Source organism: Pseudomonas sp. Tof1 (genome assembly GCF_055390395.1).
The window spans coordinates 6,764,703-6,786,207 of record NZ_AP024344.1 but is presented as its reverse complement, the minus strand read 5'-3'; the positions used below and the strand labels follow the sequence as shown (position 1 = coordinate 6,786,207).

The window sequence follows — 21,505 nt, the reverse complement described above, 5'->3', positions numbered from 1 at the left end:
CTTTCCCACGCCCGGCGTGGGAATGCCTCCCCGGACACTCGGCGTCCGCTCTTGGGACGCGTCGTGTCGCGGGCTGCTTTCCCACTCGGAGCGTGGGAGCGATCCAAGGATGTGGTGCATCCATGATGCAGCCGGGCTTTGCGCGAGGAGGCCCGGCTGCGTCGTCTTTGACAAAAACTTGTCCACAGGAGCGTGGAAATGCGTTGGGCGACTTATTTCGCCGTCCTGGCCTCGGTGCTCAGCGTCGGCCTGGCGCTGGGGGTGAGCATGCCGCTGGTGTCGTTGCGCCTGGAAAGCTGGGGTTATGGCGCGTTCGCCATCGGCGTCATGGCGGCGATGCCGGCCATCGGCGTGCTGGTCGGTGCCAGCCTGTCCAGTCGGCTGGCGGCGCGGCTGGGCACTGCCCGGCTGATGGCCTCGTGTCTGTGGGCCGGGGCCTTTTCCATCGGGCTGCTGGCGCTGTTGCCCAGCTATCCGGTATGGCTGGTGCTGCGCCTGATGATCGGGGTGATTCTGACCATCGTGTTCATTCTCGGCGAAAGCTGGATCAACCAGCTGGTGGTCGAGCAATGGCGCGGACGCCTGGTAGCGCTCTACGGCAGCAGCTACGCCTTGAGCCAACTGGCCGGGCCGCTGCTGCTGGCGGCGGTGGGCACCGAGCGTGACTATGGCTTCTGGGTCGGCGTGGCGCTGCTGGTGACCTCGCCGTTCCTGTTGCTGGGGCGTACCGGAGCGCCGAGCGCGGAGTCCGGGCGCGTGACCCTGGCCGACCTGCTGGGTTTCTGTCGCGGCCTGCCGGCGATCGCCTGGGCCATTTCGCTGTTCGCTGCCTTCGAGGCGATGATCCTGACGCTGCTGCCGGTTTACTGCCTGCGCCAGGGTTTCACGGCGGACATCGCCCTGGCGATGGTCAGCACCGTGGTGGTCGGCGATGCGCTGCTGCAGTTGCCCATCGGGGCCTTGGCCGACCGTATTTCGCGACGGGCGATGTTCGTCGGTTGCGCGGTGGTGCTGATGCTGTCGAGCCTGGCGGTGCCCCTGCTGATCGACACCCTGCTGATCTGGCCGTTGTGGGTGCTGTTCGGGGCTAGCGCGGGAGGCTTGTTCACGCTGTCGCTGATTCTGATCGGCGAACGTTATCGTGATGACGCGCTGGTTCGTGCCAACGCCCACGTGGCCCAGTTGTGGGGTATCGGTTGCCTGCTCGGGCCGCTGGCGGCAGGGGCGGGCAGCCAGTGGATCAGCGGGCATGCCTTGCCGCTGTTCATGGCGGCGGGGGCGCTTGGCCTGGTGATGCTGGTGTTGCGCCAGGGGGCGTTCGGTCGGGTCGAGCCCCTGTCGGTCTAGAGCATGCGCTCCAGGCCGACGCGGTTGGTCAGCCAGGCGTTGATCCGGCGCCACCAGCTGCCGGGTTCGCGATGCAGGACATGGATCTGGCCGTTGTCTTCGGTGACCCACACCAGTTGCCCGGCCTCCAGGCGCGGCTCGTAGCTCAGCGCCGGGGCCATGCCCTGCAGGGCCAGGGTGCGCACGTGCTCGGCCAGTTGCGGGCTGTCCACCAGCACCCCGACCTCGGTGTTCCACAGCACTGAGCGCGGGTCGAAATTGAACGAGCCGATAAAGGCTTTCTGCCGGTCGAAGATCATCGCCTTGCTGTGCAGGCTGGAGTCCGAGCCCTTGGACGAACCGCTGTGGAACAGGCGCGGACCGCTGCCGCCAGGGGCGCCGGGCTGGCGTCGCAGTTCGAAGAGTTTCACCCCGTGTTCCAGCAACGCCTTGCGATAGGGTGCGTAGCCGCCGTGCACGGCCGGCACGTCGGTGGCCTCCAGTGAGTTGGTCAGCAGGCTCACCGAAACCCCGGCGTCGGCCCGCCCCGTCAGGTACACCAGCCCCGGCTGGCCGGGGACGAAGTAGGCGGAAATCATCATCAGCTCGCTGTGCACGCTGCTCAGCACGGGTGACAGCTGGGTGGTCAGCAGCAGGCGCGGGTCGGGTTCGTCCCGGGCCAGCACCTTGCTCGGCGCATCCCACAGCGCCTGGTTCCAGGCCCAGATCAGTTCGCGGCGCCAGGTGTCCAGCCGGGGGTGGTACTGGTAGTCGGCCAGGCGCTGGTACAGCGCGGCATTGCGCTGGCGCCAGTCGGCCAGGGAACGCTGCAGGCGCTCGCGGGTGTCGGCCAGGTCGCTGGCGGTGGGCTGGCGCGAGAGGAACTCGCCGATGGGTTTGCTCAGGGCGCTGTTCCAGTACTGGTCGAAGCTGTGGCCCAGCTGCTCGGCCACCGGCCCGATGCTGAGCATGTCGATGTCGGTGAAGTTCAGGTCCTGTTGTGCGCCGAAGTACTCGTCGCCCAGGTTGCGCCCGCCGACGATGGCCGCGCTGTTGTCGGCCAGCCACAGCTTGTTGTGCATGCGCCGGTGCTGCAGGTTGAGGTTGAACAGCCGGCCGAGGGTGCGTGTGGCCAGGGTGCTGCGGCCCAGGTCCAGCGGGTTGAACAGGCGAATCTGGATATGCGGGTGGGCGGCCAGGGTGGCGATGAGGTCGTCGAGGCCGTCGCTGGTGGTGTCGTCCAGCAGGATACGCACCCGTACGCCGCGGTCGGCGGCCTTGAGCAGTTCGTCCACCAGCAGCCGGGTGCTCAGGCCGTCATGGACGATGTAGTACTGCAGATCGAGGCTGCTCCGGGCGTTGCGGATCAGCTCGGCGCGGGCCCTGAAGGCCTCGCCGCCGTTGGGCAGCAGACGGAAGCCCGAGCGCCCCTGGTAGGGCGCGGCCTGGGCCTGGAGGTCGCGACCGAAGGCCGAGTCCGCGGCCGGCAGTGCCTGGCTGGGAACCCGGGGCGCGTCCAACGAGGCACATCCGCCCAGCAGCAGGGCGAGCAACAGGAAGCAGGATTTCAAGCGCGGTCGCCCCAGGTCGAGTCTGGCCAGTGTCGGGATATGGACGCTGGCCGGCGGATAAAGGTCAATCGTCGCTGCACGAATCTTCGTTCAACAGGCGGATCGCTGTCGCGCCAACCTTGCGGACCGCCTCCTCGATCTGCGCCGTTGGCTTGGCAGCGTAGTTCATCCGCAGGCAATTGCGGTACTTGCCCGAGGCCGAGAAGATGCTGCCCACCGCGACCTGGACCCCCTGGTCGGCCAGGGCGCGATTGAGCCGCAGGGTGTCGAAGCCCTCCGGCAGCTCGACCCACAGCATGAAGCTGCCCTGGGGCCGGCTGGCACGGGTACCGGCGGGGAAGTAGCGGCTGACCCAATCGAGCATCAGGTCGCGATTGCGCTGGTATTGCGTGCGCATCCGCCGCAAATGCGGCTCGAAATGGCCGTTGCGCAGGAAGTCGGCGACCGCCAGTTGCGGTTGCGGGGCGCTGGCGCCGGTACTGATGTACTTCATGTGCAGCACGCGTTCCAGGTAGCGGCCGGGCGCGACCCAGCCGACCCGCAGGCCCGGGGCCAGGGTCTTGGAGAACGAACTGCAGAGCAGCACCCGGCCATCGTCGTCGAACGACTTGATGGTCCGCGGTCGCGGGTAGGTGTAGGACAGTTCGCCATACACATCGTCCTCGATGATCGCCACGTCGAAGCGCTGCGCCAGCTGCAACAGTGCCCGCTTGCGCGACTCCGGCATGATGTAGCCCAGCGGGTTGTTGCAGTTGGGGGTCAACTGTATGGCCTTGATCGGCCACTGTTCCAGGGCCAGTTCGAGGGCGTCGAGGCTGATGCCGGTGAGCGGGTCGGTGGGAATCTCCAGGGCTTTCATGCCCAGGCCCTTGAGGGTCTGCATGGCGCCATGGAAGCTGGGCGAGTCCACCGCGACGATGTCGCCATGGTTGCAGGTGGCACGGATACTGGCCGACAGCGCCTCGTGGCAGCCGGTGGTGACCACCAGGTCCTGGGCGCCTAGGTGGCAGCCGGAATCGAGCAGCAGCCGGGCGATCTGCTCGCGCAGGCCGAGGTTGCCGTAAATGTTGTCGTAGGCCAGCCCTGGCAGGTCCTGGCGACGGCTGATCTGCGCCAGGCTGCGCAGCAGCGGCTTCATGGTCGGGCTGCCGATGTCGGGGATGCCGCGGCCCAACTGTACGGTGTCCTTGCGTGGCACCGCGCGGATCAGGTCCAGCACCTGGTCCCACTGGGAGATTTCCACCGGCCGCTGTGCCGGGCGACCGGCGACCGGTAACGCCGGCAATTCCCGGCTGGCCGGCACGAAATAACCGGACTTGGGCTTGGGCAGGGCCAGTCCGTTGTCTTCCAGCAGCCGATAGGCCTGCTGCACTGTACTCAGGCTGACACCATGCTCCACGCTCAACGCCCGTACAGACGGCAGGCGGTCGCCCGGACGGTAGAAGCCTTGTTCTATGCGGGTTCCCAGCAATTCGGCGAGGTTGACGTAGAGGCTCATGGCGGCTGCTCGATCAGGATGCGAACGGGATACCGGTACAGATTGCCAGAAAATACAGGATTCAGTCGCGATTTCGCCAAATCTGTATGGAAATAATACAGGTTGTTTGAATCTGTAATGGTTTTGCGCCAAAGGCCATCCTTGCGACTCAGGGCAACCGAGTAACGAAGGAGCAATGGCAATGAACGGCTTGAGCGATGTGCGTCTGGTTTTGCGTGACCAGGAACTGATGACCGGGCAGGAGCGGGCGGGGGCGGTTTCCTGCGTTGCCCCGCGCGCTCCCGAGTTGAGTCGGATGGGCCTGTTCTGGCATCGCCTGCGTACCCGCAAGGTGCTGCTCGAACTCACGGCCGACGAGTTGCGTGATATCGGCCTGACCCGCAGCGAGGCCCTGGCCGAAGGGCTGAAACCTTTCTGGCGTGACTAGTGGCCGATTAGCGCAATTCCTTGAGGCGATGCCAGAGCATCCCCAGCGCCAGCAGCGGCGAACGCAGGTATCTGCCGCCCGGGAAGGTGATATGCGGGACCCGGGCGAACAGGTCGAAGTCATCGTGTTGCTGGCCGCTGATGGCCTCGGCCAGCAAGCGACCGGCCAGATGGGTGGCGTTGAGGCCATGTCCGGCATAGGCCTGGGCGTAATAGACGTTGGGCTGCGCCTGCAAGCGGCCGATCTGCGGCAGGCGGTTGGCACCGATGCCGATCATCCCGCCCCAGTGGTAGTCGATCTTCACCCCGGCCAGTTGCGGGAATACCTTGAGCATCTTGGGCCGCATGTAGCCGGCGATATCCTGCGGGTCGCGACCGGAGTAGTGACAGGCGCCGCCGAACAGCAGGCGGCGGTCGGCCGATAGCCGGTAGTAGTCCAGCGCGACCCGCTGGTCGCAGACCGCCATGTTCTGCGGCAACACCGAGCGGGCCTGCTCCTCGCTCAACGGCTCGGTGGCGATGATGTAGCTGCCGGCGGGCAGCACCTTGCCGCCCAGTTCCTCGTTGAGCCCGTTGATGTAGGCGTTGCAGGCCAGCACCAGGGTCGTGGCGCGCACCACTCCCTGTGCCGTATGGACCCGCACCTGCGGGCCGTAGTCGATGCGGGTGACGGCGGACTGTTCGAACAGCTTCACGCCCAGTTGTTCGGCCGCCGCCGCTTCGCCGAGGGCCAGGTTCAGCGGGTGCAGGTGCCCCGAGCCCATGTCGACCAGGCCACCGACGTAGCGGTCGGAGCCGACCACGCTGTGCATTTCGTGGGCCTGCAGCAGGCGGGTTTCGTGGCGGTAGCCCAGTTGCCGGAGTTCTTCGGCGTCCTCGGCGAAACCTTCCAGTTCACGGGGCTTGTTCGCCAGGTCGCAGTAGCCCCAGGTCAGGTCGCAGTCGATCCGGAACCGCTCGATGCGCTGGCGGACGATTTCCACCGCCTCCAGTCCCAGCAGTTTCAGGCGGTGCACACCGTCCTGGCCGATGACCGGGGCGAACTGCTCCAGGCCATGGCCGACGCCGCGGATCAGTTGCCCGCCGTTGCGCCCGCTGGCGCCCCAGCCGATCCTGCGGGCTTCCAGCAGGACCACGGCGAGGCCGCGTTCGGCCAGTTCGATGGCGGTATTGAGCCCGGAGAAACCGCCGCCCACCACGCAGACGTCGGCCTGCACCTCGCCCTGCAACGGTGGATATTCCGGTTGCGGGTGGCTGCTGGCGGCGTAGTAGGAAGCGGTATGCCGGGCAGGGGCGTTCATGTGCGTGGTCCTGATGATCGTGTTTGGAAAATTTGACGGAGGATAAGCCGCCGCCCCTCGCACGGGCAACTTGATGGCCTGCATGGCTAGAGGAGGTGCTGTCTGGGATGGGCCTTTTCAGGCAGAATCCAGGTCTTTCCCGGTATTTTGTAAGGCCTCGATGAGCTGCAACAGCCAGAAAATCCGCTTTCTGCGGCAGCAGATCCCGTCCTTCGAATGTGTGCCGGGCTGTCATGACTGCTGTGGGCCGGTGACCACCTCCTCGGAGGAAATGGCCCGCCTGCCCCGCAAGACCGCTGCCGAGCAGGAAGCGGCACTGAACGAACTCAATTGCGTGCACCTGGGGCCGAATGGCTGCACGGTGTATGACGAGCGGCCGTTGATCTGCCGGCTGTTCGGCACCACGCCAAGCCTGCCATGCCCCAATGGCCGGCGACCGGTGGAGATGATTCACCCGCGGATCGAGAAACAGGTTCATGAGTACATCGCCAGCACCCGGCAGGTGCTGGTCTAGGCTATGTACGAAATCGCTTGAAACTTGGTTATGCGGCGTTAAAAACCGGCTCGGAATGCTCATTGACAACCAGTCAACTGCGCTTCCTCGCCGGTTTTTGCCTTGCCTAACCTGCGTTTCAAACAATTTCGTACACAGTCTAGTCTCGCCAGGCGATCGGTGTGTCGCCAGATTCAGTCCGGGATCGGCAGGTTCAGGCTCTCCTTCACTTCCTCCATCACGATATAGCTCTTCGATTCGCGTACGTGGGGCAGCTTGAGCAGGATGTCGCCCAGCAGCTTGCGGTAGGACGCCATCTCGGAAATCCGCGCCTTGACCAGGTAATCGAAGTCGCCCGACACCAGGTGGCATTCCAGCACATGCGGCAGCTTGAGCACCGCACGGCGGAACTCCTCGAAGGTATCGCCGGACTTGTAGTCGAGGCTGATCTCGACGAACACCAGCAGGCTGCCCTTCAGGTGCTGCGGATTGAGCCGGGCGTTGTAGCTCATGATGATCCCTTCGCGCTCCAGCCGGCGTACCCGCTCCGTGCAGGGGGTGGTCGACAGGCCGACCTTCTCGCCCAGTTCGGTGAATGAAATACGTGCGTCTGTCTGAAGGATCCGCAGGATGTTGCGGTCGATCTTGTCCAGCTCGCGTTTGCTCTGGTGATTGGTCCGCATAGGGGATGCGCCTCCGTAAAAAGCCATATTGCCGAGAATTCTCGCCAAATATAGGCACTTATATAGTGAAAAGCACTGGCTGTTGTTTTTTACACTGCGCGCATCTCTGCTTTGAACAATAAACATCGGCGGCTGGCCGCCATTGAGGGGCATAAACATGCGAGTTCTGGTCTTGGGTAGTGGCGTCATCGGAACCGCCAGCGCTTATTATCTGGCCCGGGCCGGCTTCGAGGTGGTGGTGGTCGACCGCCAGCCGGCCGTCGCGATGGAGACCAGTTTCGCCAACGCCGGCCAGGTCTCGCCCGGTTATGCCTCGCCGTGGGCTGCCCCGGGCGTGCCGCTGAAAGCCATCAAGTGGCTGCTGCAGCGTCACGCGCCGCTGGCGATCAAGGCCACTGCCGATATCGACCAGTACCTGTGGATGGCACAGATGCTGCGCAACTGCACCGCCAGCCGCTATGCGGTGAACAAGGAGCGCATGGTTCGCCTGTCCGAGTACAGCCGCGACTGCCTCGACGAACTGCGCGCCGAAACCGGCATCGCCTACGAAGGCCGCAGCCTGGGGACTACCCAATTGTTCCGCACCCAGGCGCAACTGGATGGCGCGTCGAAGGACATCGCCGTGCTCAAGGAGTCCGGCGTGCCGTTCGAACTGCTCGACCGTGCCGGCATTGCCCGCGTCGAGCCGGCCCTGGCGAGTGTCACCGATATCCTCGCCGGTGCCCTGCGCCTGCCGAACGACCAGACCGGTGACTGCCAGATGTTCACTACCCGCCTGGCCGAAATGGCCGTCAAGCTGGGGGTGGAATTCCGCTTCGGCCAGGACATCCAGCGCCTGGACCACGCCGGCGACCGCGTCAACGGCGTGTGGATCGATGGCAAGCTGGAAACCGCCGACCGCTACGTGCTGGCCCTGGGCAGCTACTCGCCGCAACTGCTCAAGCCGCTGGGGATCAAGGCGCCGGTCTACCCGCTCAAGGGTTACTCGCTGACCGTGCCGATCACCAACCCGGCGATGGCGCCGACCTCGACCATTCTCGACGAGACCTACAAGGTCGCGATCACCCGTTTCGACAACCGCATCCGCGTCGGCGGCATGGCGGAAATCGCCGGTTTCGACCTGTCGCTGAACCCGCGTCGGCGCGAAACACTGGAGATGATCGTCAACGATCTTTATCCTCAGGGCGGTGACCTGCAGGCGGCCAGTTTCTGGACCGGCCTGCGTCCGACCACCCCCGACGGCACCCCGATCGTGGGCGCCACGCCGCTGCGCAACCTGTTCCTGAACACCGGCCACGGTACGCTCGGCTGGACCATGGCCTGCGGTTCAGGTCGCCTGCTGGCTGACCTGATGGCGAAGAAAAAGCCGCAGATCAGTGCCGAAGGCCTCGATATTTCCCGTTATGGCAATCACCAGGAGACTGCAAGACATGGCAATCCAGCGCCAGCTCACCAATGAGCGCATGAGCCAGATCGTCGTTCACGGCGGTACCGTGTATCTGGCCGGGCAGGTGGGTGACGACCTGAGTGGCGACATCGAAAAACAGACCCGCGAGACCCTCGCCAACATCGAGCGTCTGCTGGATCTGGCCGGTACCGACAAGACCCGTCTGCTGTCGGTGACCATTTACCTGAAGGACATCGATGCCGACTTCGCCGGCATGAACGCGGTCTGGGACAAGTGGCTGCCCAAGGGCGTCGCCCCGGCCCGCGCCACGGTCGAGGCCAAGCTCTGCGAACCGGAAATCCTCGTGGAGCTGTCGGTCGTCGCCGCCCTGCCTTAAGCAAGATCCCTCTCCCGGCATGACCTGTGGCCCTCCATTTGTCATGCCGGTTTTTTATTACCCATCGACTGTCTAGAAGTTTGCCACCATGCGTCCTGCCCGTGCCCTGATCGACCTCCAAGCCCTGCGCCACAACTACCGGCTGGCCCGCGAAGTAGCGGGGGCCCGTGCCCTCGCGGTGATCAAGGCCGACGCCTATGGGCATGGCGCGGTACAGTGCGCCCAGGCCCTGGAAGCCGAGGCCGACGGTTTTGCCGTGGCCTGCATCGAAGAAGCGCTGGAGCTGCGGGCCGCAGGCATCCGCGGGCCGATCCTGTTGCTCGAAGGCTTCTTCGAGGCCGACGAACTGGCGTTGATCGTCGCGCACGATCTCTGGTGCGTGGTGCATTCGCTGTGGCAGTTGGAAGCGATCGAGCTGGCGGCCATCGCCGCGCCGATCACCGTCTGGCTGAAGCTGGACACCGGGATGCACCGGGTCGGCCTGCACCCGGACGACTACCAGCCGGCCTACCGGCGCCTGCTGGCGACCGGCAAGGTGGCGAAGATCGTGCTGATGAGCCACTTCGCCCGGGCCGACGAGCTGGACAGCCCGCGCAGCGAGGAGCAGGTCGCGGTGTTCGAGGCGGCACGCCAGGGCCTGGCCGCCGAAGTCAGCCTGCGCAACTCGCCGGCGGTGCTCGGCTGGCCGCGGATTCCCAGCGACTGGGTGCGCCCCGGCATCCTGCTGTACGGTGCCAGCCCGTTCGACGCCGAGCACCCGGTCGCCTCGCGGATGCAGCCGGTCATGACCCTCGAATCGAAAATCATCAGCGTGCGCGAACTGCCGGCCGGCGAGCCGGTGGGCTATGGCGGCCGGTTCGTCACGCCCGGGCCGATGCGCCTCGGGGTGGTCGCCATGGGCTATGCCGACGGTTATCCACGCCATGCCCCGACCGGTACGCCGGTGCTGGTGGCCGGCCAGCGCAGCCAGTTGCTCGGCCGGGTGTCGATGGACATGCTCTGCGTCGACCTCACGGATATCCCCCAGGCCGGCCTGGGTTCGACCGTCGAGCTGTGGGGCAGGAACATCCTGGCCAGCGAGGTGGCGGCCCGAGCCGAAACCATTCCGTACCAGATCTTCTGCAACCTGCGCCGGGTCCCGAGGCTCTACACCGGGCAATAGCGGGTAGCCGGCACGACCGTTGGGGCGTTTGCCCAGGCGGATTCGGGTCCAAGTGTTGTAAATACTGAACGCTATGCCATGATATCGCTCAATTACAACATCGCCTGAATGCCTGGGGGGCTGCCGCATTGGACGTCGGTGAACGACTGCAATCCATCCGCAAAATGAAAGGTCTGTCTCAGCGTGAACTCGCCAAGCGTGCGGGCGTCACCAATAGCACCATTTCGATGATCGAGAAGAACAGCGTCAGTCCCTCGATCAGTTCGTTGCGCAAGGTGCTTGGCGGCATTCCCATGTCGATGGTCGAGTTCTTTTCCGAAGAGATCCTCCAGGAAACGCCGACGCAGATCGTCTACAAGGCCCATGAGCTGATCGATATCTCCGACGGCGCCGTGACCATGAAGCTGGTCGGCCGCGCCCATCCGAGTCGCGCCATCGCCTTTCTCAACGAAATCTACCCGCCCGGTGCCGACACCGGCGAGGAAATGCTGACCCACGAAGGCGAAGAGACCGGCATCCTGCTCGAAGGTCGGCTGGAACTGGTGGTCGGTCTGGAAACATTCGTCCTCGAAGCGGGCGACAGCTACTATTTTGAAAGTACCAAGCCGCATCGCTTCCGTAACCCGTTCGACACCCCGGCGCGACTAATCAGCGCAGCGACACCGGCCAACTTCTGACGGCCCGGGGCGCCAGCTCAGGGATTCAGGGCGCCCGGCAGTACGGACCCGCGTTGTGGGCAATACCCTTGCAACTACAGGGGTTGTTTCGCAGCAGCGGTCTTACCGCTATACTCACGCCCGCCCGCGAAACCGTGGTCGCGGCGTGATTAGCCACCATTGAGGGTGAACGCGTGAACCTAATTATGAAAATGCTGGCTGCACCAGCAACCGTATTGGCCCTATGGGCTGTCAGCGCTCAAGCTACGACGAACGACGAGATCGCCAAGCGCCTGGAGCCGGTCGGCCAGGTCTGTGTTCAAGGTCAGGAATGCAAGGGGATGGAGGTCGCGGCATCGGCGGGCGGTGGTGGCGGCGCCAAGACCCCTGACGAAGTGATCGCCAAGCATTGCAACGCTTGCCACGGCTCCGGCCTGCTGGGCGCGCCGAAAATCGGCGACACCGCAGCCTGGAAGGAACGTGCCGATCACCAGGGCGGCCTCGACGGCATCCTCGCCAAGGCCATCACCGGCATCAACTCGATGCCGCCAAAAGGCACCTGTGCCGATTGCTCGGACGACGAACTCAAGGGTGCGATCAAGAAGATGTCCGGCCTGTAAGCCAACGGATCTTCCCGGGAAAGCCGCTTTCGAGCGGCTTTTTCGTACCTGCCTTTCAGAATTTTCGATTGGCCTGTGCAGCAAAGCCCCGGCAAGCCCGGTCCAACCTCCATTCAGGTACAAGCGAGGAAGGTCGGATGACGCTGACGTGTTCCATCGAGCGGGCGGTCGACGAAGTGCTGGCGCGGTTGCCCACGCATATCCACATGGGCCTGCCGCTGGGGCTGGGCAAACCCAATCGTTTCGTCAATGCGTTGTACCGGCGGGTCAGCCGGTTGCCGCAGCGGCAACTGACGATCTACACCGCGCTGAGCCTGGGCCGGCCACCCCTCGGTGAGGGTTTGCAGCGGCGTTTTCTCGAACCCTTCGTCGAGCGGGTCTTCGGCGACTACCCGGAACTGGATTTTCTCGACGACCTGCGGCGTGACCGCCTGCCGGCCAATATCCGTATCGAACAGTTCTTCCTCCAGCCCGGCAGCCTGCTCCACAGTACCGCCGCCCAGCAGGACTACGTCAGCAGCAACTACAGCCATGCCGCCCGGGACATCAACGCCGCCGGCCTCAACCTGGTGGCCCAGCTGGTCGCCGCTGACGAGCAGCAGCCGGGCCGCCTGAGCCTCAGTTGCAACCCGGACATCACCCTCGACCTGCTGCCGATGATCGCCAGGCGCCGCGCCGCCGGCGAGACCATCCTGTTACTGGGCCAGGTACATGCCCAATTGCCCTACATGCCGGGCGACTCGGAGATCGACCGTGCGGCTTTCGACCTGCTGATCGACGAACCTGAGCGCAGCACGCTGTTTTCCACGCCGAACATGCCGGTCGGTTGCCAGGACCATTTCATCGGCCTGCATGCCAGCACCCTGGTGCGCGATGGCGGAACCCTGCAGATCGGCATCGGCTCGATGGGCGATGCGCTGACCGCCGCGTTGTTGTCCCGGCATGCCGACAACGCTGGCTATCGTGCCCTGTTGGACGACCTCGACATACGGCCCTGGCAGGCGCTGATCGCCCGTGAAGGGGGTATCGAACCCTTTGCCAGCGGCCTTTACGGTTGCAGCGAGATGTTCGTCAATGGCCTGCTGGTGCTGGCCGATGCGGGCATCGTGCGGCGTCGCGTCCATGCCGATATCGACGCGCAGCGCCGGGCCATCGCCGGGCAGCCCGACGCCACGGCAGGCGTGGTGGTGCACGGTGGCTTCTTCCTCGGGCCACACAGTTTCTACCAGCGGCTGCGGGCGTTGCCGCGGGAACGGCTCGCCGAGTTCAACATGACCGCCATCAGCTACATCAACGAGCTGTATGGCAACGAGGCGCTCAAGCGTCTGCAGCGCCAGGAGGCGCGGTTCATCAACAGTGCCTTCACCATGACCCTGCTCGGTGCCGGGGTGGCCGACCAGCTCGAGGACGGGCGGGTGCTCAGCGGCGTGGGCGGGCAGTACAACTTCGTCGCCCAGGGCCATGCGCTGCAGGATGCGCGTTCGGTGCTGATCCTGCGCAGCTGGCGCGAGGCCGGTGGCGAGGCCAGTTCCAATATCGTCTGGGAGTATGGCCACTGCACCATTCCCCGGCACCTGCGCGATATCGTGGTGACCGAGTACGGGATCGCCGACCTGCGCGGCAAGAGCGATGCCGTTGTGATCGAGGCACTGCTCAACATCAGCGATTCACGGTTCCAGGCCGGGCTGATCGAACAGGCGCAGAAGGCCGGCAAGCTGCCGCAGAACTTCCGTCTCGACCCGCGCTTTGCCGACAACACGCCACAGCGCCTGGAAGCGCTGCGTGAGCGCCATCCGCAGCTGTTCGTGGAGTATCCGCTGGGCAGTGATTTCACCGTCGAGGAGCGTGACCTGTTGCGGGCGCTGAACTGGCTCAAGCGCCACTTCAAGCTCAGCGAAGTGCTGGAGCTGGGCAAGGCGACCCTGGAGGCCCCCGAGCCGTCGGCGTTCCCCGCGCACCTGCAACGCATGGGCCTGGACCAGCCCCAGGGACTGCGCGAAGAGTTGTATCAGCGTCTGCTGTTGGCGGGCTTGCAGGCGACCGCCCGGCGCCTTCAGTTGTAGGTGATTTCCACGGTGGCCTGGCTGACCAGCGTGCCTTCGCGCACGCTGCCGGTCTTCCAGTAGGCCGCGCCCAACGGCAGCACCGCCTGGCCGCCGCTGGGCGACAGGGTGCGGGCGCTGTCGCCGCCGTCGGCACGGATGGTCCGTTGCACACCGCCCAGCCGCGAGTACAGCCACAGCCCGACGCCTTGGGCATCGCCGGTATTGGCGAAGCGGGCGCCGTCTGTCGGCACCTGGGTGCCGGCGAAGGTGAAGGTCACGCTGGTGATATCCGAATCGCAGAGGGCACTGATTTCGAAGTCGCGGTGGCCCGTCGATTCGCTGCCGCTGAAATCGCTGACCTTGGCCGGTGGCAGGACCACCGGCCGATCGTATTCCCCGGGGACCAGGTTGCAGGTCCCGCCCTCGACCAGGCCCTCGATCTGCAGATTGCCCGGATTGAGGGTTTCCGCCGAGGCGTTCTCGAGGGTGGCGGCAACCATCAGCACCAGGGGTAACAGGTAGGTTTTCATGAGATGTTGTCCGTTCTGGCGGGGTGCTGGCTACCGCTATCGCGGCGCAGCGGGGCCGGTGTTTCAGTTGTAGGTGATGCTCACCGTCGCCGTGGTCAGCAGGGTGCCCTTGGAGACGGTGCCGGTTTTTATGTAATGCGCCGCCATGGGCAGCGTGGCCTTGCCGGCGCTGGTCGCGACGGTGCGCTGGCGTTGGGCGGCGGTGCCGTTGGCCGGGATGTTGTAGTTCGCCCCGTCGCGGGCCTGGAGCACGGTGGAGATACCAGCGGCTGTGCCGGTATTGGCCCAGCGGGTGGGGTCGGCGGAAGCCGGGGTGCCGGAGAAGGTGAAGATGACGTTCCTGATGTCCGAGTCGCAGGTGGCGCCCAGGCTGAACTCCTTGAGCCCGGTCCAGGTGCTGGAGTCGAAGTCGCTGACCTTGACGGTCGGCAGTGTCGGATTGCTGATGGTGTCGAGGTTGCAGGTACCGCCGTCGATCTGGCCGCGCACGGTCAGGGTACCGGTGGTGGCGGCCTGGGCGGCGGTGAGGCTGCCGGCGATCAAAAGGGCGAGTGCCAGGAGAGGGGTTTTCATTCCGGTGGTCCTTCTGGTGGGTTTAGTTGTAGGTGATGTTGACGGTCACGGCGCTGACGAGGGTGCCTTTGCCCGGTGTGCCGATCTTCCAGTAGGCGGCGCCCAGCGGCAGGACCGCCCGGTTGGCGCTGACACTCACGGTGCGGGTGTTTTCGGTGCCGTTGGCGCGGATGGTGGACTCGACACCGCCGATGCGTGAGTACAGCCATGTGCCAACGCCGGGGGCGGTACCGGTGTTGGCGAAGCGATAGCTGTCACCGTTGGCCGGGGTGCCGGTGAAGCGGAAGGTCACGCTGGAGGCATTGTTGCAATTGGCGCTGATCTCGAAGTTGTATTTGCCGGCCGAGTTGTCGGTGAAGTTCGAGAGCTGGATCTTGTCCAGGTTGATCGTGCGGTTGACGTCGCCGACGGCCAGGTCGCAGGTCGGGGATTGAACGACGAACTGCACCGAGTTGTTGAGCGCTATGGTCTTGATCAGCCGGCCGCTCCAGTACTGTTGCCGCAGGTTCCCGGCGGGGACCGTGCCTGTCGAGATGTTGCCGATCTTGTAGAAATGCGCCTCCATGTCCGTCAGGTTGTGCACGATGATCCAGGGTAACCCGGGCTCTGTGCCTGAAGAGCTGTGGAGCTCGACCGATCTGAACAAGGTGGCGTCAGGGCTCCTGCTACGGATCAGCACAGCGACTCCCGGCACGTTGGTGCGATAGCCCATGAGCCTGGGCCCACCGAGGTCGACCTGGTCGGAAGCCGCATAGCGCCCGACGATCTGATAGGGGAACGCGGGCGAGCAGCGGCTTTCGCCGCTGGGGAACGGTCGGCTGAGCGATACCTGGGCGATCAGCCGGCCCACCTGCAGATCGGCCGGTACGGTGATGGTGCTCGGAAAGGTCGCGCCGTTGCGGATGTTGGGATAGTAGTCACAGCCGGCCTGGGCCAGTGTGGAAAGGGTCAGGCTGGCGGCCAATACGGCCAGTGAGCGGATCGGAGCTTTCATTGTGGATCTCGCGAAGTCGGGGTTTGCGGGCTGTCGATGGCCTGGCAGAGGCCGTCGATCTGGCGCAGGTTCTGGGAACTGCCGCTGCTGTCCTGCGGGCCGAGGTCGTAGTCGATCCGGCACTGGCTCGCGCTGCTGGCGCCCCACTTGACGATGAGTTGGCCGCGATCGCGGGCGACCCGAACGAAGACCTTGCCACCCTGGCCGACCACGCCGACATGGGCGTGGTCCTCATCGAATACATCGGCACCGAACGGCAATGCGGAGTGGTCGTCCCGGGCCGCATCGATCATCACGGCGCGGCCGCTGCTGGTTTCGTACTTCATCACCACCACCGAGCCGGCACGGGGCGCGATGTTGTGGGAAGCGGCCTTGAGTTCGACGTCGTGGGACATGTCGCGCGGGTCGAGTTCGACCACGTTCTGCCGGTAGGGGGTCAGGTGCGGCACCACGGCGTAGCCCTTCCCATCGACCTGGGTGTTGCCGCCGACCCAGGCGCCCTGCGCGCCGGGAGCGTTGACCAGGCCGATGGTGTCGCCCAGTTCCGGGGTCAGGGTCACGCCGTCGGCATGGGCCACCAGGCCGCCGGACAGGCTCAGCGACTGCGCGTGGTAGTCCTTGCCCTGGCTGTGGCTGGTGGAGGCCAGGGCGTAGCGGCTGCGGTATTGCAGGTCGGCGTTGAAGCTGTTGCCGACACCGTTGTCGGCATGGCTGAGCGAGGCGCCGTAGTTGTACTCGTTGCGCTCGCCGAGGGTGCCGCTCAGGCCCGCTCGCGCGCTGTTCTGGCGATCGCCGTGGATCAGCGTGCTCGACAGGTTGGGCGCGCGGTCGGAATGGCCCAGGGGCAGGTGGAAGGTGAGGTCGATCTGGTTGCTGCTGCGGTTGCTCAGCAGGTCGCGGCTGCGCTGGGCGCTGACGGTGTAGTTCACGCGCTGCCAGTTGCCGTTGTAGCCGGCGGTGAAGCTCAGTTCGCCGCCCTTGCGGTTCCAGTAGTGCTGCGACGAGCCGGTGAGGAACAGCGAGCCGCGCTCCAGGTTCTGGTTGAGGCTGATGTCCAGGCGCTCGCGCAGGCGACCGACGCGCTCCAGGTCGCCGCCGGTGCGTGCCAGCTCGCGTAGTTGCGCGGTGTCGCGGGCGGTGAGGAAGCCGTCGGTGGAGTAACGGAAGGCACCCAGGGCGAAGTCGGTGCCGGTGCTGGCGAAGATCTTGTTGTAGCGCGCCTGCAGGCTCTGCCCGCGGCGCCGGCCCAGGCCGGGGATCTCGGCCTGGGAAGTGGTCAGGTCGAAGGAGATCGCCCCCGCCGGCGTATTCAGTGCCGAACCGAACACCTGGGCGTTGTAGCCCTCGGAGGCCAGCGCGCCGGTGTAGCCGGTGAGCAGGTTGTTCAGGCCGTACTGGAACGTGCCCTGGGCCAGCCAGGGCTTGCTGTCGATGCCCAGTTCGTCCATCTCGCCCAGGCTCAGGGAGTAGCGGCTGTAGCCGGGGCGCAGCAGGTTGATGTTGGAGGCGAACGGCACGATGAACTGGCGTTGCCGGCCATCGGCTTCGGTGACGGTGACCTCCAGGTCGCCGCCGTAGCCGGTGGGGAACAGGTCGTTGAGTACGAACGGCCCGGGTGCCACGCTGACTTCGTCGAGCAGGATGCCGCGCTGGCGGACGCTGACCCGTGCGTTGGTCTCGGCCACTCCGCGGACGATCGGCGCGTAGCCGGTCAGCGAGTCGGGCAGCATGCGGTCGTCGGTGGACAGGGTGGCGCCGCGCATGCGCAGGCTGTCGAACAGTTCGCCGGTGGTGTAGATCTCGCCGGCCATCAGTTGCGATTGCAGCCCGGGCAACTCCCGTTGCACGTAGGTGGCGCTGCTCTGGTACTGGCTGCCGGCTTCATTGCTGCTGTAGGCGCCGTTGTGGCGCAGGTGCCAGCCTTCCAGATTGAGGCCGGTGTGCAGCCCCAGGTAGCTGGAGAACGATGAGCGGCCCTGGTTGCTGTTGCGGAAACCGTTGGCATTGTAGCGGGCGAAGGCGGCATTGACGCCCGAGTCCCAGTACTCCGGGCTGACGTAGCCGCGGACCGAGCGTGACAGGTAGATTTGCGGCACCAGCAGGTCGAGCCGGCTCTCGCCGGCATCGAAGCTGACGCTGGCACCCGGTACGTAGGTGCCGAGGCTGCCGCAGTAGACAGCCGTCGGCAGCGCGGGCGGGACCGGCTCGCCGGCTTCGGCAGCCTTGGCCGGCACACGGTCGATGTCGATGCCCAGGCGCAGCAGCAACGGGCGCTCCAGGCACAGTTGGGCATTGCTCTGGCCTTCGACGCTGGCGAAGGTCAGGTCCTGGCGCCCGATCCAGTCGCCGTTCACCGTGACGTCGGCCCGGTACTGGCCCGGCAGGACCACGTTGCCTTCGTTGAAGCGCGAGATGTCGATCTGTCCGCCGCCGGGAAAGAATGCCGGGTTGAACTCCACCCGTTCGACCTCGTCCGCGGCCAGGGCGCTGCCGCTGCCCAGCAGCAACAGGCCATGAAGGACGCGGGCCAGGCGGCATGGCCGGGTACGTGGCCCGATGGACTCGGGCGAGCTTTGGGATCTCATGGTCAAGGTTCCAAACGGTTTGTGTTGCCAAATTCGGGCAAGCCGGGCCCGGCCAGCGCGCGTCAGGGATCGCGGAGGGGGCGGGCGTCTCGTGTTCGGGTGTCCTGGCGCTGCCAGGTGGGGATTCAGTGGCTCATGGACTGAGCCGGACCTTGTGCAGGTGCCGGGCTCCGTAGTCATCGATGGTCTGGAACTCGACCTGCGCATCGCCAGCCGGCACGGCGCTCAGGCCGGGCAGGGGAAAGCGGTTGCTGGCGTGCGGGTTGACCATGTTTTCGGCCGCATCCTGGCCGGTCGGCTTGGCGTGGCGCTGGCCGGCGGCGAGCAGTTCGACCGAATCGAAGCTCAGGTGGTAGGGGGTCGGGTTGGTCACTTCCAGGGCCTGGCCCTGCTCGTCCCGGACCAGGCGCCAGCGCAGCTTGTCGACGGCCTGGGTGGCTTCCAGGGGCAGGTCCGCCGGGCGGAAGAACACCTTGATGCGGGTGCGAAAGGCCAACTGCAACTGGTTTTCCTGTTCGCTGGCCTGGACCTTGGGCGGCACTTCCAGCATGTTCAGCCAGAACAGGCTCTCCTGATTCGTCGGCAGGGGGTCGCCGGTATAGGACAGGCGCAACACCTGCTGCCGGCCCGGTTCCATGCGGAAGATCGGCGGCGTGGCGACAAAGGGCACGCGGGCCTGTTCCGGAGTCACTTCTTCATCGCCGTTGTCGAGCCAGACCTGCACCAGGGCCGGTTTCGGGTTCTTGTTCTCGAAGCGGATCGTCACTTCCTTCTGGGCCGCCGGGTACACCACCCGGGTGCCGGTGATGACCACGCTGGCCTGGGCCGCGAGGCTGCCGGCGAGCATCAGGATGAGCAGGCCGAGCTGGAGTCTGAGGGTATTCATGAACGGTTCCTGGCTCCGCTTCAGGAGGTGATGTCGGCGCTGTGGCTGATGCGTGCGCCGTGGTCGCTGACGGCCGTGAACTCGACCTTCAGGGTGCCGGCGGGCCGTGTGCGCAGGGTCGGTAGGACGAAGCGCTTGATGTCGCCGGAGGGCAGCAGCAGGCTGTCGTCGACCTGCTGGTTCGGCGCCTTCGGATAACGCCCGCCCTGGCCGACCAGTTCGACCGAGCCCAAAGACACGTGATAGGGCGTGGGGTTGAGCACTTCCAGGGCATGCCCGCCAGCGTGGCGTACCAGCTTCCAGCTCAGCTTCGGCGCCGCGGCCCCCTTCGGATAGGGCAGCCCCTGCGGCCGGAAGAACACCCGCAGGCGTGAACGGAACGACAGCTCCAGCAGGTTCCTGTCGCCGGTATCGACGGTGTTCGGCTGCACTTCCAGCACGTTCAGCCAGAACAGGCTTTCACGGTCCCGGGGCAGGGGTTCGCCGGTGTAGCGCAGGCGCGGTGCCTGTTGCCGGCCGGGTTCGATGCGCATCACCGGAGGCAGTGCGGTGAACGGCGCCTGGGCGGTGGCCGGGGTGGCGTACTTGTCGCCATTGTCGAGCCAGAGCTGGACCAGCGAAGGTCGGTCGCCCTTGTTCTCCAGGCGCACGACCACTTCCTGCTGGTCGGCGGGGTAGATCACGCGGGCACCGTGGATGACCACGGCGGCCTGTGCGGTAACGGCGGTCAGCGCTGTCATCAGCAAGGCACAGAGGAACCTGCCCGGATGAGCCATGTTGTTCATTGAAGGAAAACTCTCTGGAGGTGGAGCGGACCCGCCTGGTGGCTGCGGGTCCCCTGGGACTCGTCAGTCGGCGTACTCGACCATGAAGCCGACGCGGGTCGCGACCAGACCTTCGCCGGCCGTGCCGGTGGCGTAGTACTGGGCGGCCAGTGGAATGACCGCCTGGTTGTCGGCGATCACCACGCCCTCGGACTTTTCGTTGTAGACGTGGATCGGCGTGCCGTCGCGCTGGGTCACCTCGACCTGCACATTGCTGGCGGCGTCGGCACCGTCATCGATGTTCAGGCGGCCGGTGGCGATGTCGATGGCCGGGCTGGTCGGGTCGAATGCGACCATCGCCGTGCGGCCGTTGGTGCAGGTCGTCTCGCCCGGGGCGCCGACGCGGATGGTGAAGCCGGTGAGGTTGGCGCGGTCGCCGGCGTTGGTCAGGCGGGCGGCGGAGACACCGCCCAGGTCGACGTTCTTGACCACGGTGCCACCCCCTGGCGCCTCGCCTTCGATGGTGCAGGTGATGTCCCGCACCAGGCCGTTGAAGTTGATGATGCCGTCATTGGCCGCCGAGGCCGGCAAGGCGATCAGGGCGGCGAGGGCCAGGGAGACGGCGGCGGAGACTTGAGAGATTTTCATGGCGTTACCTTGAATGGTTTCAGTTGTTTTCCCGCTTGCAGGCCGCAAGGGAAGGCGTTTGGCCTGCCGGATGCGGGACGCCACTGTCGCGCAAGCCCCAACCGTGGAACATAGAGATAACTCGAAACAGAGCAGTTTCGAGATTTCTCGAAACGCGCTTCTGATATCGAGTGCTATAAGCCTGAAAGTTCTGTAGGCATTCACCATGGCTCAGGCTTTGGCTGCGGTTTCTCTTTCAGGAGGTCGATAAAAGATGACAAGTGCACTCCCTGGTCCCTACACCGTCATGCTGCTGGACGATCACGAACTGATTCGGGTCGGTACGGTCCTGTGGTTGTCCAAAGAGCCCGATCTGCAGGTGATCGGTTCCTATTCCACGAGCAGGGAACTGTTGGCGGCGCTGGCCGTTCGCCAGCCCGACATCCTGGTCATCGATTTCATGCTCGGGCCCAGGGAGATCGACGGCATCAACCTGATCCGTACGCTGCGGCTGCGTCATCCCGAATGTCGGCCGCTGGTGCTGTCGGCCCACTACACACCGGCCACCGTCTCGCTGGCGCTACGGGCGGGCAGTTGGGGGTTCTTCGGCAAGAGCGAGCGTCTGGAAGGGCTGGCGTCGGCGATCCGCACGGTGGCTCGCGGCAGGATCTACCTGCACCCGGTGATGGCGGCGGAGGTGGCGGCGGTTTCGGAAACCGAGGTGCATCGGGTGGCGAGCGTGGCCGAGCCGGTCTGCGCGGGCGCGCATGGCGAGGTGCTGTCGCCGAGGGAGCGCGAGGTGTTGCGCTGCTTTCTCGACGGCATGTCGGTCAATGGTATCGCCGCCAAGTTCTCGCGCAGCGCCAATACCATCAGCACGCAGAAACAGTCGGCCTATCGCAAGCTGGGGATCAAGAACGACAGCGAACTGTTCAAGTTGTCCAGTTCGCTGCACGGTTCGCGGGCGATGGGCTTCTGAGG

The 21,505-nt window shown here is 65.4% G+C and carries 21 protein-coding genes; 10 read left to right on the top strand and 11 right to left on the bottom strand.

The genetic code is table 11. The annotated features are described in order from the left end of the window. Positions 1-198 precede the first annotated feature (198 nt). Positions 199-1,347, top strand: a complete 1,149-nt coding sequence (locus ACZ5KU_RS30660; protein WP_054056371.1) for an MFS transporter — start codon at positions 199-201, stop codon at positions 1,345-1,347. Here ACZ5KU_RS30660 and ACZ5KU_RS30655 read toward each other — a convergent pair. After that, on the bottom strand, positions 1,344-2,897 hold the full coding sequence (locus tag ACZ5KU_RS30655; protein WP_193394215.1) for a phospholipase D family protein: 1,554 nt from the start codon (positions 2,895-2,897) through the stop codon (positions 1,344-1,346). The two genes, ACZ5KU_RS30660 and ACZ5KU_RS30655, sit on opposite strands and share 4 nt — an antisense overlap. 64 nt (positions 2,898-2,961) lie before the next feature. Next, positions 2,962-4,395: an aminotransferase-like domain-containing protein gene (locus ACZ5KU_RS30650; protein ID WP_054056373.1), complete on the bottom strand. Its 1,434-nt coding sequence runs from the start codon at positions 4,393-4,395 to the stop codon at positions 2,962-2,964. Positions 4,396-4,576: 181 nt separating this feature from the next. On the opposite strand from ACZ5KU_RS30650, the gene ACZ5KU_RS30645 reads away from it, so the two are divergent. After that, the gene (locus ACZ5KU_RS30645) at positions 4,577-4,822 is read left to right on the top strand and encodes a DUF1127 domain-containing protein (RefSeq protein ID WP_054056374.1); all 246 of its coding nucleotides are present in this window, start codon (positions 4,577-4,579) and stop codon (positions 4,820-4,822) included. Between the two features lie 7 nt (positions 4,823-4,829). Here the strand turns inward: ACZ5KU_RS30645 and ACZ5KU_RS30640 are convergent, their stop codons facing one another. Beyond that, on the bottom strand, positions 4,830-6,122 hold the full coding sequence (locus ACZ5KU_RS30640) for an NAD(P)/FAD-dependent oxidoreductase (protein ID WP_054056375.1): 1,293 nt from the start codon (positions 6,120-6,122) through the stop codon (positions 4,830-4,832). A 160-nt stretch (positions 6,123-6,282) separates the two neighbouring features. Here ACZ5KU_RS30640 and ACZ5KU_RS30635 point away from each other — a divergent pair, with 160 nt between their 5' ends. After that, positions 6,283-6,636: a YkgJ family cysteine cluster protein gene (locus ACZ5KU_RS30635; RefSeq protein WP_054056376.1), complete on the top strand. Its 354-nt coding sequence runs from the start codon at positions 6,283-6,285 to the stop codon at positions 6,634-6,636. Positions 6,637-6,809: 173 nt separating this feature from the next. Here the strand turns inward: ACZ5KU_RS30635 and ACZ5KU_RS30630 are convergent, their stop codons facing one another. Continuing rightward, a complete protein-coding gene (locus tag ACZ5KU_RS30630; protein ID WP_054058367.1) occupies positions 6,810-7,298 on the bottom strand; it encodes an Lrp/AsnC ligand binding domain-containing protein in 489 nt (162 codons plus the stop codon). Positions 7,299-7,455: 157 nt separating this feature from the next. Between ACZ5KU_RS30630 and dadA the strand changes: the two genes are divergently transcribed. The 6 genes from dadA to ACZ5KU_RS30600 all read left to right on the top strand — a co-directional run bounded on the left by dadA (position 7,456) and on the right by ACZ5KU_RS30600 (position 13,583). Continuing rightward, positions 7,456-8,757, top strand: a complete 1,302-nt coding sequence (gene dadA / locus ACZ5KU_RS30625; protein WP_054058368.1) for a D-amino acid dehydrogenase — start codon at positions 7,456-7,458, stop codon at positions 8,755-8,757. Further along, a complete protein-coding gene (locus ACZ5KU_RS30620) occupies positions 8,729-9,082 on the top strand; it encodes a RidA family protein (RefSeq protein ID WP_054058369.1) in 354 nt (117 codons plus the stop codon). Before dadA ends, ACZ5KU_RS30620 begins: the two co-directional genes overlap by 29 nt. 88 nt (positions 9,083-9,170) lie before the next feature. After that, positions 9,171-10,244, top strand: a complete 1,074-nt coding sequence (gene alr, locus ACZ5KU_RS30615) for an alanine racemase (RefSeq protein WP_464736656.1) — start codon at positions 9,171-9,173, stop codon at positions 10,242-10,244. Between the two features lie 128 nt (positions 10,245-10,372). Then, positions 10,373-10,921, top strand: coding sequence for a cupin domain-containing protein (locus tag ACZ5KU_RS30610; RefSeq protein WP_017901663.1), 549 nt, complete (start codon positions 10,373-10,375; stop codon positions 10,919-10,921). A 185-nt stretch (positions 10,922-11,106) separates the two neighbouring features. After that, the gene (locus ACZ5KU_RS30605) at positions 11,107-11,520 is read left to right on the top strand and encodes a c-type cytochrome (RefSeq protein ID WP_081005863.1); all 414 of its coding nucleotides are present in this window, start codon (positions 11,107-11,109) and stop codon (positions 11,518-11,520) included. 137 nt (positions 11,521-11,657) lie between these two features. Continuing rightward, the gene (locus tag ACZ5KU_RS30600) at positions 11,658-13,583 is read left to right on the top strand and encodes an acetyl-CoA hydrolase/transferase C-terminal domain-containing protein (RefSeq protein WP_464736655.1); all 1,926 of its coding nucleotides are present in this window, start codon (positions 11,658-11,660) and stop codon (positions 13,581-13,583) included. On the opposite strand, the gene ACZ5KU_RS30595 is transcribed toward ACZ5KU_RS30600, so the two are convergent. The 7 genes from ACZ5KU_RS30595 to ACZ5KU_RS30565 form a co-directional block, all read right to left on the bottom strand. Further along, positions 13,574-14,095 carry a fimbrial protein gene (locus tag ACZ5KU_RS30595; RefSeq protein WP_054056660.1) on the bottom strand — a complete coding sequence of 174 codons (522 nt, stop codon included), beginning with the start codon at positions 14,093-14,095 and terminating at the stop codon, positions 13,574-13,576. The genes ACZ5KU_RS30600 and ACZ5KU_RS30595 overlap by 10 nt on opposite strands. A 63-nt stretch (positions 14,096-14,158) precedes the next feature. Then, positions 14,159-14,668 carry a fimbrial protein gene (locus ACZ5KU_RS30590; RefSeq protein WP_054064604.1) on the bottom strand — a complete coding sequence of 170 codons (510 nt, stop codon included), beginning with the start codon at positions 14,666-14,668 and terminating at the stop codon, positions 14,159-14,161. Positions 14,669-14,690: 22 nt separating this feature from the next. After that, the gene (locus tag ACZ5KU_RS30585; protein WP_464736654.1) at positions 14,691-15,662 is read right to left on the bottom strand and encodes a fimbrial protein; all 972 of its coding nucleotides are present in this window, start codon (positions 15,660-15,662) and stop codon (positions 14,691-14,693) included. Then, positions 15,659-18,247, bottom strand: coding sequence for a fimbria/pilus outer membrane usher protein (locus ACZ5KU_RS30580; RefSeq protein WP_464736653.1), 2,589 nt, complete (start codon positions 18,245-18,247; stop codon positions 15,659-15,661). Before ACZ5KU_RS30580 ends, ACZ5KU_RS30585 begins: the two co-directional genes overlap by 4 nt. Positions 18,248-18,380: 133 nt before the next feature. Further along, positions 18,381-19,133 (bottom strand): fimbrial biogenesis chaperone, encoded by a 753-nt coding sequence (locus ACZ5KU_RS30575; RefSeq protein WP_054064601.1) that lies wholly within the window; start codon positions 19,131-19,133, stop codon positions 18,381-18,383. A 20-nt stretch (positions 19,134-19,153) separates the two neighbouring features. Beyond that, the gene (locus ACZ5KU_RS30570; protein ID WP_054056655.1) at positions 19,154-19,918 is read right to left on the bottom strand and encodes a fimbria/pilus periplasmic chaperone; all 765 of its coding nucleotides are present in this window, start codon (positions 19,916-19,918) and stop codon (positions 19,154-19,156) included. 63 nt (positions 19,919-19,981) lie between these two features. Next, positions 19,982-20,545, bottom strand: coding sequence for a fimbrial protein (locus ACZ5KU_RS30565; protein ID WP_054056654.1), 564 nt, complete (start codon positions 20,543-20,545; stop codon positions 19,982-19,984). Between the two features lie 286 nt (positions 20,546-20,831). Between ACZ5KU_RS30565 and ACZ5KU_RS30560 the strand changes: the two genes are divergently transcribed. Continuing rightward, positions 20,832-21,503 carry a response regulator gene (locus ACZ5KU_RS30560; protein ID WP_054056653.1) on the top strand — a complete coding sequence of 224 codons (672 nt, stop codon included), beginning with the start codon at positions 20,832-20,834 and terminating at the stop codon, positions 21,501-21,503. Positions 21,504-21,505: the final 2 nt, after the last annotated feature.